The sequence below is a fragment of the Streptomyces sp. NPDC001606 genome, assembly GCF_053596835.1.
The window spans coordinates 612,567-627,990 of sequence record NZ_JBSFHC010000001.1 but is presented as its reverse complement, the minus strand read 5'-3'; the positions used below and the strand labels follow the sequence as shown (position 1 = coordinate 627,990).

Genomic DNA, 15,424 nt, shown 5'->3' with positions numbered 1-15,424 from the left:
CCTCTCAGGGTAGTACCCCCACCGAGGGGCGGCTGAAAACCAGGTAATCCGAGGAAGTTGACGCACAAGGCTGGACACCGCGAGAAGGCCGCCTCTATAAACATCCCATCTCTACCGCACGGCAACACACCGCTGTCGCCGAGGCGAAACGGCTCCCGCCCAGGGACGAGCGCGAGGAAGCATCGATGAGACTCAGAACCGCCCTCTGTTCATCCGTCTCCGCCCTGTCCGCACTGGCTCTGCTCAGCGCGTGCGGCAATGGCTCCACCTCCGCGTCGTCGGGCGGCGAGCCGCTGGTCGGGGTCGACTACCCGCGCTCCGACACCGACTTCTGGAACTCCTACATCAAGTACACGCCCCAGTACGGCAAACAGCTGGGCCTGGACCTGAAGACCACCAACTCGCAGAACGACGTCGCCAAGCTCACCGCCAACGCCCAGACGTTCATCAGCCAGGGCGTCAAGGGCATCGCGATGGCGCCCCAGGACACCGCCGCCATCGCACCCACCCTCGCCCAGCTGGAGGCGAAGAAGATCCCCGTCGTCACCATCGACACCCGCCCCGACAGCGGCAAGGTGTTCATGGTGGTGCGGGCCGACAACCGCGCTTACGGAGAGAAGGCCTGCCGGTTCCTCGGCACGAAGCTGAACGGCACCGGCAAGGTCGTCATGCTGGAGGGCGGCCTCGACTCGATCAACGGCCGTGACCGCACCGAGGCGTTCAACGACTGCATGAAGAAGAACTACCCCGGCATCAAGGTGCTCGGTGAGGCCACCAACTGGGACGGCGCGGTCGCCGCCCAGAAGCTCCAGACCGACCTGACCGCCAACCCGGACGTCAAGGGCGTCTACATGGAGTCCAGCTTCGCCCTGTCCGGCACGCTCCAGGTGCTCAAGCAGAAGGGCTTGTCGGTGGGCCCGAAGGACAAGAAGCACGTCTTCATCGTGTCCAACGACGGCATCCCCGAGGAACTCAAGTCCATCGCCGAGGGCAAGATCGACGCCACCGTCTCCCAGCCGGCCGACCTGTACGCCAAGTACGCCCTGTACTACCTGAAGGCCGCGATCGACGGAAAGACGTTCAAGCCCGGCAAGACCGACCACGACAGCACCGTCATCAAGGTCCGCGACGGCGTGCTGGAGGACCAGCTCCCCGCCCCGCTCGTCACCGCCGACGGCGCCACCTACGGCGGCGTGCCCAGCGTCAGGAGCGACGCCACGTCGCTGTGGGGCAACAACCTCGGCTGACCTCCCCCGGAACCGGAACACAACGGACCACGAGAACAAGGCGGTTGAGATGAGCGACGGGGAGCGAGACGTCACCCCCGCAGCCCCGCCCGTCGTCGAGGCGACGGGCATCGTCAGACGGTTCGGTCCGACGGTGGCCCTCGACGGGGCCCGGATCACCATCAGGCCGGGCGAGACACACGCGCTCGTCGGCCGCAACGGAGCCGGCAAGTCGACCCTGGTGTCGGTCCTCACCGGCCTTCAGGCCCCCGACGAGGGAACCGTGACCTTCGGCGGCGAGCCGGCGCCCCGGCTCGGCGACCGCGACGCCTGGCGGCGCCGCGTGGCCTGCGTGTACCAGAAGTCGACGATCATCCCCGGGCTGACCGTCGCGGAGAACCTCTTCCTGAACCGGCACGACCGCGGGACCGGCCGGCTCATCAGCTGGCAGGCCACCCGGCGCCGCGCACAGGAGCTGCTGTCGGCCTGGTCGGTGGAGGTCGACCCGCAGACCCCGGCCGGTGAACTGAGCGTCGAGCAGCGGCAGTTCATCGAGATCGCACGGGCGCTCTCCTTCGGTGCCCGGTTCATCATCCTCGACGAGCCGACCGCCCAGCTCGACGCGGCCGCCATCAACCGGCTCTTCGACCGCATCCGCGACCTGCAACGCCAGGGCGTGACCTTCCTGTTCATCAGCCACCATCTCCAGGAGATCTACGAGATCTGCGACATGGTGACGGTGTTCCGGGACGCCCGGCACATCCTGACCGCGCCGGTCGCCGAACTGCCCCGCGCCGACCTGGTCGCCGCCATGACCGGCGAGGCACCGGCCGGCCTGCGTGACGAACGCACCGGCACCCTGGACCCCGGCGCCACGGCCGCACTGACCGTCCGCGGCCTGCGGGGCGACGGATACGACGACGTGAGCCTCCAGGTCGGGGCCGGCGAGATCGTCGGCCTCGCGGGGGCGGCCGGCAGCGGCCGCACCGAGGTCGCCGAGACCGTCGTAGGACTGCGGGCGCCCCGGGCGGGCGAGGTGCACATCGCCGGGAGCCGGCCCCGGCCGGGCAGCGTGCCCGCGGCGCTCGCCGCCGGCGCCGGGTTCGTCCCGCAGGACCGGCACCACCAGGGTTTCGTTCCCGGCATGTCGATCGCGGACAACGCCACGCTGTCCGTCCCGAAACGGCTCGGCCGGCACGGGTTCCTCAACCACGGCCGCCGGGACCGGCTCGCCGAGGACCTGATCGAGAACCTCGCGATCAAGACCCCCGGTCCCGAACTGCCCGTCTCCGCCCTGTCCGGAGGCAACCAGCAGAAGGTCGTCATGGCCCGCGCACTGGCCGACGACCCGCGGCTGCTGGTGCTGATCAACCCGACCGCGGGCGTGGACGTGCGCTCCAAGGAGTTCCTCCTCGGCAAGGTCGAGGAGACCGCCAAGACCGGCACCGGAGTGCTCGTCGCCTCCGACGAACTCGACGACCTGCGCATGTGCGACCGGGTCCTGGTGATGTTCCAGGGCCGTGTGACCTCGGAGATCGCCCGCGGCTGGCACGACCACGACCTCGTGGCCGCGATGGAAGGAGTGGACCTCGATGCCTGACACCGTCCTCGCGGACCAAGCCGCCAAGGCCGCGGCACCCGGGCGCAGGCGCACGGCGCTGCTCGGCGGCCGGATCCCCCTGGCCCGGCTGCGCGACCTCGCCCTCGTCCCCGCGATCGTCGTCATCGCGGTCGTCGGCCAGATCGTCAACCCGGTCTTCCTCCAGGCCGACAACCTCATCAACGTCCTCCAGACCATGTCCGAGATGGCCCTGCTGGTCCTCGCCCAGACGATGATCCTGATCGTCAAGAAGATGGACCTGTCCCTGGAGTCCACCATGGGCCTCGCGCCCGGCGTGGCCGCGTGGCTGGTCGTCCCGGCCGGCGCCGGACACGGACTCGGCCTCCTCCCCGGCGCCTGGGCCGTCCCCGTCACCCTCGCCGTGGGCGCCCTAGTCGGCGTCGTCAACGCCCTGCTGATCATCCGCTTCGGCCTCAACGGCTTCATCGTCACCCTGGGCATGCTGATCGTCCTGCGCGGCATCCTCACCGGCATCTCCGGCGGCCAGACCTTCTTCCAGCTGCCGCCGTCGATGCTCTACATCGGCACCGCCGAATGGTTCGGCATGCCCGCCTCCATCTGGATCTGCCTGGCCCTGTTCGCGGTCGCGATCGTGGTCCTCGGCTGGACCGGCTTCGGCCGCTCGCTGTACGCCATCGGCGGCAACGTCGACGCCGCCAAGGCCGCCGGCATCCGCACCGACCGGGTGCTGTGGATCGTCATCGTCACCGGCAGCGTGCTCGCCGCCCTCGCCGGACTGATGCTCTCCGGACGCCTGGCCTCGGTCGCCTCGGCGCAGGGCAACGGCTACATCTTCACCGTCTTCGCCGCTGCCGTCATCGGCGGGATCAGCCTCAACGGCGGCAAGGGCACGATGTTCGGCGCGTTCTGCGGCATCCTCCTGCTGTTCATGATCCAGAACGTGCTCACGCTGGCGGGCGTCCCCGCCCAGTGGATCGGCGCGCTCAACGGCCTGATCATCCTGGTCGCCCTCGCCATCTCCCGCATCACCGGCGGCAAGGTCCAGGAGTGACCCGGGCGGCCCTGCCGGCCGCCCGACCTCCGCCGTGTCCACGTCCCGTCGCAAGGGGACCGGTTCCCCCTTGTCCTCACAGGAGTTGCCGCCATGTCCTCCACCGTGCCCTCATCCGCCCGCATCACCGCTCTGGACGTGCTGGACGTGCGGTTCCCGACGTCCGAGCACCTGGACGGCTCGGACGCGATGAATCCCGAACCCGACTACTCCGCGGCCTACGCCGTCCTGCGCACCGACGCCGGCGACGGACTGGAGGGCCACGCGCTGGCCTTCACCACCGGCCGCGGCAACGACGTCCAGGCCGCCGCCATCGCCGCCCTCGCCCCGCACGTGGTGGGACGGCCGGTCGAGGAGGTCTGCGCCGACCTCGGGGCCTTCTCCCGCTCCCTCGTCCACGACCCCCAACTCCGCTGGCTCGGGCCGGAGAAGGGCGCCATCCACATGGCCACCGGCGCGGTGGTCAACGCCGCCTGGGACCTGGCCGCCAAGCGGGCCGGCAAGCCCGTGTGGCGGTTCCTCGCCGAGATGTCACCCGCGGACCTGGTCGCCCAGGTCGACTTCCGCTGGCTCAGCGACGCCCTCACCCCCGAAGAGGCCCTGGACATCCTGCGCCGCGCCGAACCGGGACGCGAGGAGCGGACCGCACGGCTGCTGGAACGCGGCTACCCGGCCTACGCCACCACTCCCGGCTGGCTCGGCTACTCCGACGAGAAGCTGGCCCGCCTGTCCCGGGAGGCGGTCGCGGACGGCTTCACCCAGATCAAGCTGAAGGTCGGTGCCTCGCTGGAGGACGACGTACGACGCCTGCGCGTCGCCCGCGAGGCGGTCGGCCCGGACATCCGCATCGCCGTCGACGCCAACCAGAGATGGGACGTCGGCGCCGCGATCGACTGGATGCGCGCCCTCGCCCCCTACGACCCGTACTGGATCGAGGAGCCCACCTTCCCGGACGACATCCTCGGCCACGCGGCCGTCCGCCAGGCCGTCAGCCCCATCAAGGTCGCCACCGGCGAGCATGTCGCCAACCGGGTCGTCTTCAAACAGCTCCTCCAGGCCGGCGCGGTGGACATCGTGCAGATCGACTCCGCGAGGGTCGGCGGCGTCAACGAGAACATCGCGATCCTGCTGCTCGCCGCGAAGTTCGGCGTGCCGGTCTGCCCGCACGCGGGCGGCGTCGGCCTGTGCGAGATGGTCCAGCACCTGTCGATGTTCGACTATGTCGCCGTCTCCGGCACGACCGAGGACCGCGTCATCGAGTACGTCGACCACCTGCACGAACACTTCATCGACCCGGTGCGGGTCGTCGGCGGCCACTACCTCGCGCCGACGCTGCCGGGGCTGAGCGCGCAGATGCACCCCGAGTCCCTCAAGGAGTACTCCTACCCCGAGGGCCCCGTCTGGACCGCCCGTGTCTGAAGCCCCGAAGGAGGGAATCCGGTGCTCCTGACGGAACTGCTGCACCCCGGGATCCTCGAAGCCCTCGCCGGATCCGGGCACGGCGCCCGCGTCCTGCTCGCCGACGGCCACTACCCCGCCGGTACGGCCACCGGCGAGCGGGCCAGAACCGTCCACCTCAACCTCAGTCCGGGCCTGCTGGACGTCACCACCGTGCTCGACGTCCTGCTGCGGGCGATCCCCGTGGAATCGGCACAGGTGATGGTGGCGCCCGAGGGCGAACCGGAGCCACCGGCCATCGCCGAGTACCGCGCCCGGCTCGCGCCCGCCCCGGTACAGACGCTCGGCCGGTTCGAGTTCTACGACGCCGCACGGTCACCCGACCTGGCACTGGCGATCGTCACCGCCGACACCCGCACCTACGCCAACCTGCTGCTGACCATCGGCGTCCGCGCGGAAGGGACCCTGACCCCACGATGACACTCGCAGTCCGCTACACGGCCGCCCGCACCCTGGACACGGCACCCGCACTCAGTGCGCCGCCCGGTCCCGGCGAGGTGGAGCTGGCCCCCGCCTACGTCGGCATCTGCGGGACCGACCTGCACATCTTCCACGGCGACATGGACGCCCGGGTCGCCGCGCCCGCCGTTCTGGGGCACGAGATGGCCGGACGGGTCGTACGCGTCGGGCCGGGCGTGGAGGGCTGGCGGCCCGGTGATGCGGTGACCGTGATGCCGCTGCGCTGGGACGACACCTGTCCCGCCTGCCGCAACGGCCACCAGCACATCTGTCAGCACCTGGACTTCATCGGCATCGACTCGCCGGGCGCGATGCAGCAGCGCTGGACCGTGCCCGCCTCGACACTCGTACGGCTGCCCGACTCCCTTCCCCTCGACCGGGCGGCCCTCGTCGAACCGACCGCGGTCGCCGTGCACGATGTGGGCCGGGCCCAGGTCCGCGAGGGTGAGAAGGTCGTCGTGGTCGGCGGCGGTCCGGTCGGCGTCCTCATCGCGCTGGTCGCGCGCTCCGCGGGCGCCGATGTGCGGGTGGTGGAGCTGAGCGCGCACCGGCGGCTGCTCGCCGAGGAGCTGGGCCTGGCGACCTGGGACCCGGCCGCCGACGACGTGCCGGCGCTGGTCGGCGCGTGGACCGCGGACGCGGGCGCGGACGTCGCCTTCGAGGTGTCCGGTGCGGCGGGCGGCGTGGACACCGCTGTCGATGTGCTCGGCGTACGCGGCCGCCTCTGCCTCGTCGCGATCCACCCCCGCCCCCGCGAGGTGAACCTGCACCGCTTCTTCTGGCGCGAACTCACCCTCGTCGGGGCGCGGTTGTACGACCGCTCCGACTTCGAGAAGGCGGTCGCCCTGGTGGCCGACGGGACCATTCCGGCCGAGCGGCTGATCAGCAAGGTCGTGCCGCTCACCCAGGCGCCGGCCGCGTTCGAGGCGCTGGAGGGCGGTGGAGACGTGATGAAGATCCTCGTGGACTGCACCGACACTTTTGAGGGAGCCACCGCATGACCTCCTTCGACCTCACGGGGAAGCTCGCGGTCGTCACCGGAGCCCGGCGCGGGATCGGTCGGGCCATGGCCCGCGCGCTCGCCGAGGCCGGCGCGGACGTCATCGGCGTCAGCGCCTCGCTGGAGGAGTCCGGCAGCGCGGTGGAGAAGGACGTCACCGCCGCGGGCCGTACCTTCGAGGCGATCCGGACCGACTTCGCCGACCCCGAGGCCGTACGCGCCCTGGGCGCGGACCTGGCCGGGCGCGAGCGGCCGGTGGACATCCTGGTCAACAACGCCGGCACGATCCGCCGTGCCCCGGCCACCGAACACACCGACGCGGACTGGGACTTGGTCCTCCAGGTCAACCTCAACGCGCAGTTCGCGCTGACCCGGGCGGTCGGCGCGGCCATGCTCGCCCGCGGAACGGGGAAGGTCATCTTCACCGCGTCGCTGCTCAGCTTCCAGGGCGGCATCACCGTCCCCGGCTACACCGCCGCCAAGCACGGCATCGCCGGACTGACCAAGGCGCTGGCCAACGAGTGGGCGCCGCACGGGGTGAACGTCAACGCCATCGCGCCCGGCTACATCGCCACCGACAACACCCAGGCGCTCCAGGACGACCCCGTCCGCAGCAAGGCGATCCTGGACCGCATCCCCGCCGGACGCTGGGGCGCCGCCGACGACCTCGCGGGCGCCACGGTCTTCCTCGCCTCCGACGCCGCCGCCTACGTCCACGGCGTCGTCCTGCCCGTCGACGGAGGATGGCTCGGCCGATGAGCGGCGGCGCCTCACTCGCCCGCACCCCAGGAGCACACCGTGCAGCACCGGAAGATCCCGCACACGCCCGTCTCACTCACCGAGCTGGGCTTCGGGGCGTCCGTGATCGGCAACCTCTACCGCGTCACCCCGGACGACGAGGCGACCGCCGCCGTCGACGCGGCCTGGGAGGCCGGCATACGGTACTTCGACACCGCACCGCACTACGGCCTCGGCCTCTCCGAACGCCGCCTGGGCGCCGCCGTGCGAGGCCGCCCGCGCGACGAGTACGTCATCTCGTCCAAGGTGGGCAGACTGCTGGTGCCCAACGAGGAACCCCGCGGCACCGACACCGAGGGCTTCGTCGTACGCGACGACCTGCGCCGGCGGTGGGACTTCAGCCGCGACGGTGTGCTCCGCTCCCTCGAGGAGACGCTGGAGCGCACCGGCCTGGACCGGCTGGACATCGTCTACCTGCACGACCCGGACGACCACTGGCGGCAGGCGGCCGAGGAGGCCATGCCCACGCTCGCGGATCTGCGCGACCAGGGGGTGATCGGCGCGATCGGCGCCGGCATGAACCAGTCGGCCATGCTCGCCCGCTTCCTGCGCGAGACCGCCGCCGACGTGGTGATGCTGGCAGGCCGCTACACCCTGCTGGACCAGTCGGCGCTGGACGACGTCCTGCCCGCCGCGCGGGAACACGGCAAGAGCGTGGTGGCGGCGGGCGTGTTCAACTCCGGCATCCTCGCCCAGGACCGGCCCGCCGAGGGCGTGAAGTACGACTACCAGGACGCTCCGCCGGCCCTCATCGCCCGGGCCCAGGCGATCGCCGAGGTCTGCGAGGCGCACGGCACCAGCCTGCCCGCGGCCGCGATTGCCTTCCCGTACACGCACCCCAGTATCATCAACGTCACCCTCGGCATGCGCACTGCGGAACAGGTCGGACACAACGTGGAACTCCATGACCGGCGTGTTCCGGACGGCCTCTGGGCCGACCTCCGCACTCAGGGGCTGATCAGGTCGGACGTGCTCGCGGGCCATGGTGGGAGGGATGCGCGGTGTCGCTGACGGACAAGGCCATCGAGCGGATCCGTGAGCTGATCCGGACCGGCGCGCTGCCCCCGGGCTCGAAGCTCCCGCCCGAGCCGGACCTGGCCGCCCAGCTGGGGCTGTCCCGCAACCTCGCCAGGGAAGCGGTCAAGGCGCTGGCCGTCGCGCGGGTCCTGGAGGTGCGGCGCGGCGACGGCACCTATGTGACCAGCCTGCAGCCGAGCCTGCTGCTGGAAGGGCTCGGGGGAGCGGTGGAGCTGCTCCAGGGCGACTCGGTCGCCCTGCGGGACCTCATGGAGGTACGGCGGCTCCTCGAACCGCTGGCCACGGCCCTGGCGGCCACGCGGATCTCCGACGAGCAGCTGGCCGAGGTGAAGCAGCACCTGGACGCCATGCGCGCGGCCCGCGACGACGTCGAACGCCTCAACGCCCACGACGCCGCCTTCCACCGCGCCGTCGTGGCGGCCACGGGCAACGAGACCCTCCTCACCCTCCTGGAAGGAATCTCCGGCCGCACCCTGCGCGCCCGGATCTGGCGCGGCCTGGTCGACGACAAGGCGGCGGCCCGCACCCTTGCCGAGCACGAGGCGATCTTCAACGCGCTGTCCACCCGCGACGCCGCCCTCAGCCAGGCCGCCGCACTGCTGCACGTGAGCAACACCGAGCAGTGGCTGAGGGAACACCTGCGCTCGGTCGAACAGTACGGCGCCCCGCCCTCGCCCTGACGGTTCACGCGAAGCAGGCCGCGACGTCGGCCCCTTCCCGCACGAAGACCGGGATGCGCTCCAGCGGGGCCGCGGCGTCGAGCGTCGTACCGCCCTCCAGCACCCGCCCGCTGACCGGGTCGAGCCAGCGGGTGCCGGACGGCAGATAGGCCCGGCGGGCCCGGGCACCCGCCTCGTACACGGGCGCCACCAGCACATCGGGGCCGAGCAGGAACTGGTCGTCCACGTCCCAGGCGTGCTCGTCCCCGGGGAAGTCGAAGAACAGCGGGCGCATCGGCGGGGCACCGGTGCGGTGGGCGTCCTCGGACAGCCTCTTCAGGTACGGGCGCAGGCGTTCCCGCATCAGCAGGTGGTCGCGGAGGATGCCGTACGCCCGCTGGCCGTACGACCAGACCTCGTTCGGCCCGCCGGTCATGTCCGCGGAGAAGGTGGGATGGTGGGGCTCGCGGTCCCCGTGCAGCCGCATCACGGGGCTGAAGGTGCCGTACTGGAACCACCGGATCAGCAGCTCGCGGTAGGCGGGGTCGTCCGGGTCGCCGCCGGCGAAGCCGCCGATGTCGGTGTTCCACCAGGGGATCCCGCTCATCGCGACATTGAGCCCCGCCCTGATCTGGCGCGCGAGGGAGTCGAACGTGGGCGGGATGTCGCCGGACCACAGCAGGGCGCCGTGCCGCTGGCTGCCCGCCCACGCGGAGCGGACCAGCGACAGCGGCCGGTCCTCGCCCGCCGCGCGCAGGCCGTCGGCCACCGCACGGGTGTGCTCCAGCGGGTAGAGGTGCGCGGCCTCGGCGGCCGGCCCGGCCGCGTAGACGGCGCGCTCGGCGAGGTCCCGGGGCAGGTCGGGTTCGCAGGCGTCCAGCCAGAAGCACTGCACGCCCAGCGAACGGTAGTTGTCGTTCAGCCGCTGCCACAGCGCGGCGCGTGCCCCGGGGTGGGTGGCGTCGTAGTACGCCATCGGGCGGGTCAGCGCGTCCCCGCCGTACCGGGACGGCCACGGGAAGGTGAGCAGGCCGCCGTCGGTGTCCCGGACGAGGTGTCCGGCCGCGCGCAGCTCCTCGTGTGTGTCGCTGCCGGGCTCCACGGTGGGCCACACCGAGACGGCGAGTCTCACCCCGAGGCCGGTCAGCTCCTCGACCATGGCGGCGGGGGAGGGCCACTCGCTCTCCTCGAAACGCCAGTCGCCCATCCTCGGCCAGTGGAAGAAGTCGCAGACGATGACGGACAGCGGCAGCCCGCGCTCCCGGTACTGCCGTGCCACCGCCAGGAGTTCGTCCTGGGTGCGGTAGCGCAGCTTCGACTGCCAGAAACCGGACGCCCACTCGGGCAGCAGGGGCGGGCGTCCGGTGGCCCGGGTGTAGGAGTCCAGGATCCCGGCCGGGGTGTCACCGGCGGTGATCCAGTAGTCGATGCGCCCGCCGGCGTCGGCGGTCCACCGGGTGGCGTCCGCGCCCAGCTCGGCCCGGCCGGTGGCAGGGTTGTTCCACAGCAGGCCGTAGCCGCGCGAGGAGTGCAGGAAGGGGATGGCCGCCACGGTGTTGCTCTGGACGAGGTCGATCACACAGCCCTTCTGGTCCAGGCGCCCGTGCGGATGCTGCCCCAGACCGTGCAGCCGTTCGCCGTCGTAGGCCTGGAAGGACTGTTCCGTCCGGCCGCCCGCCGCGTGGACTCGAGCGCCGGTGTGAGGCGTGTACGGGAGCCGCTCGGCGAGGAGTTCGCGGCCCGAGACGGCATGCAGGAACGTCAGCCGGCCCTCCGCGGACGCCTCGACCGCCAGGCGGCCGTTGACCATGCGGGCACGGCCGTCGTCCGACACGGACAGCTCGGCGGGCGGGCCGGGCGGGGGGCTCTCCAGCGCGCCGGGGGCGCCGGGGTCGAGGGTCCCGGACGAGGCCCGCACCCGGACGGCGTCCGGTCCCCAGGGCTCGATGCGGAGGATCTCTGCGGCGGTGTGCCGTTCCAGACCGCCCGCGCGGATGCTGTAGGGCAAGGTGGATTCCTTTGCTGCGTGACGGCGGTGCGGTCAGTGGCGCGAGAACTGGACCCCGGTCGGCTGTACGACGTCCGGCCGCAGCGCGATGCCGCTGAGGGTGAGCCGTTCACCGTAGATGTCCGTGAGTCTGATCGCGCCGCCGCAACCGCTGCCGTCGGCCGAGAGGAAGTAGTCGTAGCCGGTACGCGGCAGGCGCCGCCAGCCGCGCGCGGTGCGGACCTCGAGCGCGGCCACCGGATTGCGGTGGCCGATCGCCTGGATGCCGCACCAGTAGCGGCTGGAGCCCGTCTTGTACCGGATCGAGAGGGTGCCGACCGCACCGGGGCTCACCAGCCTCCAGGTGATCGGGATCCGGCCGACGGAGAGGTCGGCGAGTCGGGCGAACGCCTGCCGGCTGAGGTCGATCTGGCCGGGCGCGCAGGGAGCCGGGCACTCGTTGGTGATCCGCACCGTGACGGAGGCGCCGTTCGCCGCGCGGACGAGGACGTACGCCCCGCACGCCCGGGACGACTCGTAGTCGGTGGTGTTCATCGCGGCGACCATGAGGTCGGGGCTCGGGCCGAACAGGCAGGCGCCGTTTCCGTCGCCGGCCTCGTAGGCGGTGGCGACACCCCGGTAGGCGGTGCCGGGCCGGATCCGTCCGGCCGCGGGTGCTGCTGTGGGCGTCGGGCGCGGAGGCCGCGACGTACCCGTGGCCGAGGGTTTCGCCGCCGCGGATGCCGCCGGGGACGCCGGGGGGTGAACCGGAGCAGCCGTGCGCGTCGCCGTCGGGGTTCCCGCCCGGGCCGGGGCGCCCGGCGCGGCCGGGCCGCCCGCCTCGGGCGAGGACGTCGGGATCGCCCGGGCGGTGACGGCGGTCCCGGCATCGGCCCTGTGGTCGGGGAGCAGCGCCAGGACCAGAGCGGCCACCACCCCCGCCGAGGCCAGCGCGACGGCGGTGCCCAGCATCAGCCTGCGTCTGCGCCGGCGCTGTCGCGCGGCCCGCCGCGCGGTCATGGTCTCTGTCTTCATGTCAGTCCGTTCGGAGCATCGCGTCGATGGTGCACTGCTCAGTGACCGCAGGACGCGGAAAGGTTGCCGACGAGTTCTGACACGTCCCCGGTTCAGCGCGCCGCGCGCTTGACCCGCGCCGTGCGGCCGGTGGGTGCGGCGCCCGTACTGGAGCGCAGCGAGATGGGCGGGGTCAACAGGATGTGCCGGGCCGGGGTGTCCGGTGCGGCGATGCGTTCCACCAGCAGGGCAACGGCCTTCTCGCCCATCTCCTGGGCCGGAACATCGGCGGCCGTGAGCGGCGGGCGGAAGTCCTCGGCCCAGGTCCTGGCCGCGACACCGGTGACGGAGAAGTCGTACGGCACACTGAGGCCGCTGTCCGCCAGCGCGCGCTCGATGCCGGGCAGCGCGGCCTCGTTGATGGTGGTGACCGCGGTGAGTCCGGGATGGTCGCGCAGCAGCGCCTCGACGCATTCCTGGCCGGAGCGGGCGTCGTCCTCGCAGGGCACTTCGATGCCGTCGAGACCGCGTTCCGCCACGGCCACCCGGAAACCCTCACTGGCCCTGCGCGCGGGGCCGTAACCGGCCGAGACGAGTTCCCTGGACCGCGTGACCAGAGCCACCCGTTGGTGCCCCAGATCGGCGAGATGCCGCACACAGTGCCCGACCAGGCCGGCGTAGTCGACGTCGATCCAGGACATCCGGTGGTCGTCGGCCGTGCGCCCGATGCCGACGAAGGGCAGTCCCGCCGCCTGGAGCCGGCCCACCCGTGGGTCCTCCAGGCGGATCTCCATCAGAATGACACCGTCCACCCGGCCCTCGGAGACCAGCCGCTCGAAGGAACGGTCGTGCCCCCCGCCGGACGGGGACAGCAGCACATCGAGATCGACCCGGGCGGCGGCGTCGACCACGCTGGCGACGAAGTCCAGTTGCATATGGGTGAGCCGGTTGCCGGCCGGTGGTATGACCAGACCGATCGTCCGGGTCCGGCCCTCCTTGAGTGCCCTCGCGGTCGCGTTGGGGCGATACCCCAGTTCGTTGATCACGTCCTGGATGCGTTTGCGGGTGCTGGTCGAGACCGGTCGCTTGCCGCTGAGTGCGTACGACACCGTGCTGCGTGACACGCCGGCGCGCCGAGCGATCTCCCCGATGTTCATACAGCTCCTCACGCACTCACCCGCAGGGAGCCAGGGTACCTGGACGCCGTGGGCGAGGGGGCTGCGAACCGATTCCACGGAAGCGCTTCGACAAAGGAGGCTACGACCGGACGAAGTCAGGGTCAAGGTCCGGCCCTGACCGGTGCAATCCAGCCGTCGAATCGATTCCGCGACAACCTTGGTCCCGGACCTCCCACACCCTTGACAGCACTGCGACACCGGGAGCACCGTCTCCCCCCGAAACCTCTCTGCAATCACGCTGTAAAGAAACGCGCGTTCAAGCGCTTCCGGAGCTGTCGGCGCCACCCGCACCAACCCGGCCGGGTGGCGTCGGCACGGTGGGGAGATCAGATGAGCACCGTACGTGGAAGACGTCACCCGCTGTCCGGCCGCGGTGGCGTCCAGCTGTTGCTCGAGGCGGTACGACGCCGTCGCAGGCCGGAAAGCGCGCCGGATCCGGCACACATCCCTCAGCCGTCGCACCCGCCCCGCTCCCGGCGGACCATGGCCGCCCGCGTCGGGGCCGCGGTCGCGCTCGTCGCCGCGACGCTGATCGGCGCCACGGCCACGGCCGGCCCGGCGGGGGCCGCCACCTCGGGGCCGTGCGACATCTACGCGGCGGGCGGTACGCCCTGTGTGGCCGCGCACAGCACGACGCGAGCGCTGTACGCCGCGTACAACGGGCCGCTGTACCAGGTGCGGCGTGCCTCGGACAACACGACCCGGAACATCGGTGTGCTGAGCGCGGGCGGATACGCCGACGCCGCGGCCCAGGACGCGTTCTGCTCCGGGACGACCTGTCTGATCACGATCATCTACGACCAGTCGGGCCGCGGGAACAACCTCACCCAGGCGCCCGGGGGCGGGGCCGCGGGCGGCCCCGACAACCTCGCCAACGCGACCGCCGCGCCCACCATGGTCGGCGGCCACAAGGCCTACGGCGTCTTCGTGGCGCCCGGCACGGGCTACCGGAACAACCACACCAACGGCATCGCGACCGGGGACAACCCGGAAGGCATGTACGCGGTCCTCGACGGCACGCACTACAACGGCGGCTGCTGCTTCGACTACGGCAATGCCGAGACGGACAGCAACGACGACGGCAACGGCACGATGGAGGCCATCTACTTCGGCAACATCAAGGTCTGGGGCTACGGTTCGGGCAACGGCCCGTGGATCATGGCCGATCTGGAGAACGGCCTCTTCTCCGGCGTGAACCAGCGCTACAACGCCAATGATCCGACCATCAACTACCGCTACACGACCGCCATCATCAAGGGCGGCCCCAACCACTGGGCGATCCGCGGCGGCAACGCCCAGTCGGGCAACCTGTCCACGTTCTACGACGGGGTGCGCCCCAATGTCGCGGGCTACAACCCGATGCGCAAGCAGGGCGCCATCATCCTCGGCACCGGCGGCGACAACAGCAAGGGCGCACAAGGCACGTTCTACGAAGGCGTGATGACCTCCGGCTATCCGTCGGACGCCACCGAGAACGCCGTCCAGGCCAACATCACCGCGGCCGGATACAGCAACGCCACGGGCGGCACGAGCACCGGCGCGCTGCACGCGGTGGGCGCGGGGAAGTGCCTGGACGTGCCGAACTCGTCCACCACGGCCGGTACGCAGGTGCAGATCTGGAGCTGTAGCGGCGCCGCCAACCAGACCTGGACCCGCACGTCCTCCAACCAGCTGACGGTCTACAGCGGCAGCAGCCAGATGTGCCTGGACGCGTACGACAACCAGACGTCCGCCGGCACCAAGGTGGAGACCTGGCCGTGCAACGGCGGCGCCAACCAGCAGTGGCAGTTCAACTCCGACGGCACCGTCACCGGCACCCAGTCCGGACTCTGCCTCGACGTCACCGGCGCCTCCACGGCCGACGGAGCCCTGGCCGAACTCTGGCCGTGCAACGGCGGCTCCAACCAGCAGTGGAGCGTCAGCTGACCTGAGCTGACCTGACCGGCTCCGGCCCGTGGCCGGGCACACCGCCGA

General features: G+C 71.5%; 13 protein-coding genes. 10 read left to right on the top strand and 3 right to left on the bottom strand.

Going from position 1 to position 15,424, the window contains the following annotated elements:
• The first annotated feature begins 185 nt into the window (after window positions 1-185).
• From ACWCV9_RS02790 to ACWCV9_RS02750, 9 genes are all read left to right on the top strand, one after another.
• Window positions 186-1,247, top strand: a complete 1,062-nt coding sequence (locus tag ACWCV9_RS02790; RefSeq protein ID WP_450783880.1) for a sugar ABC transporter substrate-binding protein — start codon at window positions 186-188, stop codon at window positions 1,245-1,247.
• Window positions 1,248-1,296: 49 nt separating this feature from the next.
• Window positions 1,297-2,826 carry a sugar ABC transporter ATP-binding protein gene (locus tag ACWCV9_RS02785; protein WP_450783878.1) on the top strand — a complete coding sequence of 510 codons (1,530 nt, stop codon included), beginning with the start codon at window positions 1,297-1,299 and terminating at the stop codon, window positions 2,824-2,826.
• Window positions 2,819-3,859 (top strand): ABC transporter permease, encoded by a 1,041-nt coding sequence (locus ACWCV9_RS02780; RefSeq protein WP_385846213.1) that lies wholly within the window; start codon window positions 2,819-2,821, stop codon window positions 3,857-3,859. Before ACWCV9_RS02785 ends, ACWCV9_RS02780 begins: the two co-directional genes overlap by 8 nt.
• Window positions 3,860-3,952: 93 nt before the next feature.
• Window positions 3,953-5,278, top strand: a complete 1,326-nt coding sequence (locus ACWCV9_RS02775; protein ID WP_450783877.1) for an L-fuconate dehydratase — start codon at window positions 3,953-3,955, stop codon at window positions 5,276-5,278.
• A 21-nt stretch (window positions 5,279-5,299) separates the two neighbouring features.
• Window positions 5,300-5,737: an RbsD/FucU family protein gene (locus tag ACWCV9_RS02770; RefSeq protein WP_385846210.1), complete on the top strand. Its 438-nt coding sequence runs from the start codon at window positions 5,300-5,302 to the stop codon at window positions 5,735-5,737.
• On the top strand, window positions 5,734-6,777 hold the full coding sequence (locus ACWCV9_RS02765) for a zinc-dependent alcohol dehydrogenase (RefSeq protein ID WP_450783875.1): 1,044 nt from the start codon (window positions 5,734-5,736) through the stop codon (window positions 6,775-6,777). The genes ACWCV9_RS02770 and ACWCV9_RS02765 overlap by 4 nt, the downstream gene beginning before the upstream one ends.
• Window positions 6,774-7,535 (top strand): SDR family oxidoreductase, encoded by a 762-nt coding sequence (locus ACWCV9_RS02760; protein WP_450783873.1) that lies wholly within the window; start codon window positions 6,774-6,776, stop codon window positions 7,533-7,535. Before ACWCV9_RS02765 ends, ACWCV9_RS02760 begins: the two co-directional genes overlap by 4 nt.
• A gap of 39 nt (window positions 7,536-7,574) precedes the next feature.
• On the top strand, window positions 7,575-8,585 hold the full coding sequence (locus tag ACWCV9_RS02755) for an aldo/keto reductase (RefSeq protein ID WP_450783872.1): 1,011 nt from the start codon (window positions 7,575-7,577) through the stop codon (window positions 8,583-8,585).
• Window positions 8,576-9,292, top strand: a complete 717-nt coding sequence (locus ACWCV9_RS02750) for a FadR/GntR family transcriptional regulator (RefSeq protein ID WP_450783871.1) — start codon at window positions 8,576-8,578, stop codon at window positions 9,290-9,292. Before ACWCV9_RS02755 ends, ACWCV9_RS02750 begins: the two co-directional genes overlap by 10 nt.
• Before the next feature lie 4 nt (window positions 9,293-9,296).
• Here the strand turns inward: ACWCV9_RS02750 and ACWCV9_RS02745 are convergent, their stop codons facing one another.
• From ACWCV9_RS02745 to ACWCV9_RS02735, 3 genes are all read right to left on the bottom strand, one after another.
• Entirely contained in the window at window positions 9,297-11,279 is a 1,983-nt protein-coding gene (locus ACWCV9_RS02745; protein ID WP_450783870.1) for a glycoside hydrolase family 31 protein, read from the bottom strand.
• Window positions 11,280-11,312: 33 nt separating this feature from the next.
• Window positions 11,313-12,293, bottom strand: a complete 981-nt coding sequence (locus ACWCV9_RS02740; protein ID WP_450783869.1) for an expansin EXLX1 family cellulose-binding protein — start codon at window positions 12,291-12,293, stop codon at window positions 11,313-11,315.
• A 92-nt stretch (window positions 12,294-12,385) separates the two neighbouring features.
• Window positions 12,386-13,429 (bottom strand): LacI family DNA-binding transcriptional regulator, encoded by a 1,044-nt coding sequence (locus tag ACWCV9_RS02735; protein WP_450783868.1) that lies wholly within the window; start codon window positions 13,427-13,429, stop codon window positions 12,386-12,388.
• A 504-nt stretch (window positions 13,430-13,933) separates the two neighbouring features.
• Here ACWCV9_RS02735 and ACWCV9_RS02730 point away from each other — a divergent pair.
• Window positions 13,934-15,376 carry an arabinofuranosidase catalytic domain-containing protein gene (locus ACWCV9_RS02730; protein WP_450784233.1) on the top strand — a complete coding sequence of 481 codons (1,443 nt, stop codon included), beginning with the start codon at window positions 13,934-13,936 and terminating at the stop codon, window positions 15,374-15,376.
• The last annotated feature ends 48 nt before the right edge of the window (window positions 15,377-15,424 follow it).

Coding starts and splice junctions, on each gene's coding strand:
- ACWCV9_RS02790 (WP_450783880.1), top strand. CDS start 186: ATGAGACTCAGAACCGCCCTCTGTTCATCCGTCTCCGCCCTGTCCGCA.
- ACWCV9_RS02785 (WP_450783878.1), top strand. CDS start 1,297: ATGAGCGACGGGGAGCGAGACGTCACCCCCGCAGCCCCGCCCGTCGTC.
- ACWCV9_RS02780 (WP_385846213.1), top strand. CDS start 2,819: ATGCCTGACACCGTCCTCGCGGACCAAGCCGCCAAGGCCGCGGCACCC.
- ACWCV9_RS02775 (WP_450783877.1), top strand. CDS start 3,953: ATGTCCTCCACCGTGCCCTCATCCGCCCGCATCACCGCTCTGGACGTG.
- ACWCV9_RS02765 (WP_450783875.1), top strand. CDS start 5,734: ATGACACTCGCAGTCCGCTACACGGCCGCCCGCACCCTGGACACGGCA.
- ACWCV9_RS02760 (WP_450783873.1), top strand. CDS start 6,774: ATGACCTCCTTCGACCTCACGGGGAAGCTCGCGGTCGTCACCGGAGCC.
- ACWCV9_RS02740 (WP_450783869.1), bottom strand. CDS start 12,293: ATGAAGACAGAGACCATGACCGCGCGGCGGGCCGCGCGACAGCGCCGG.
- ACWCV9_RS02735 (WP_450783868.1), bottom strand. CDS start 13,429: ATGAACATCGGGGAGATCGCTCGGCGCGCCGGCGTGTCACGCAGCACG.
- ACWCV9_RS02730 (WP_450784233.1), top strand. CDS start 13,934: ATGGCCGCCCGCGTCGGGGCCGCGGTCGCGCTCGTCGCCGCGACGCTG.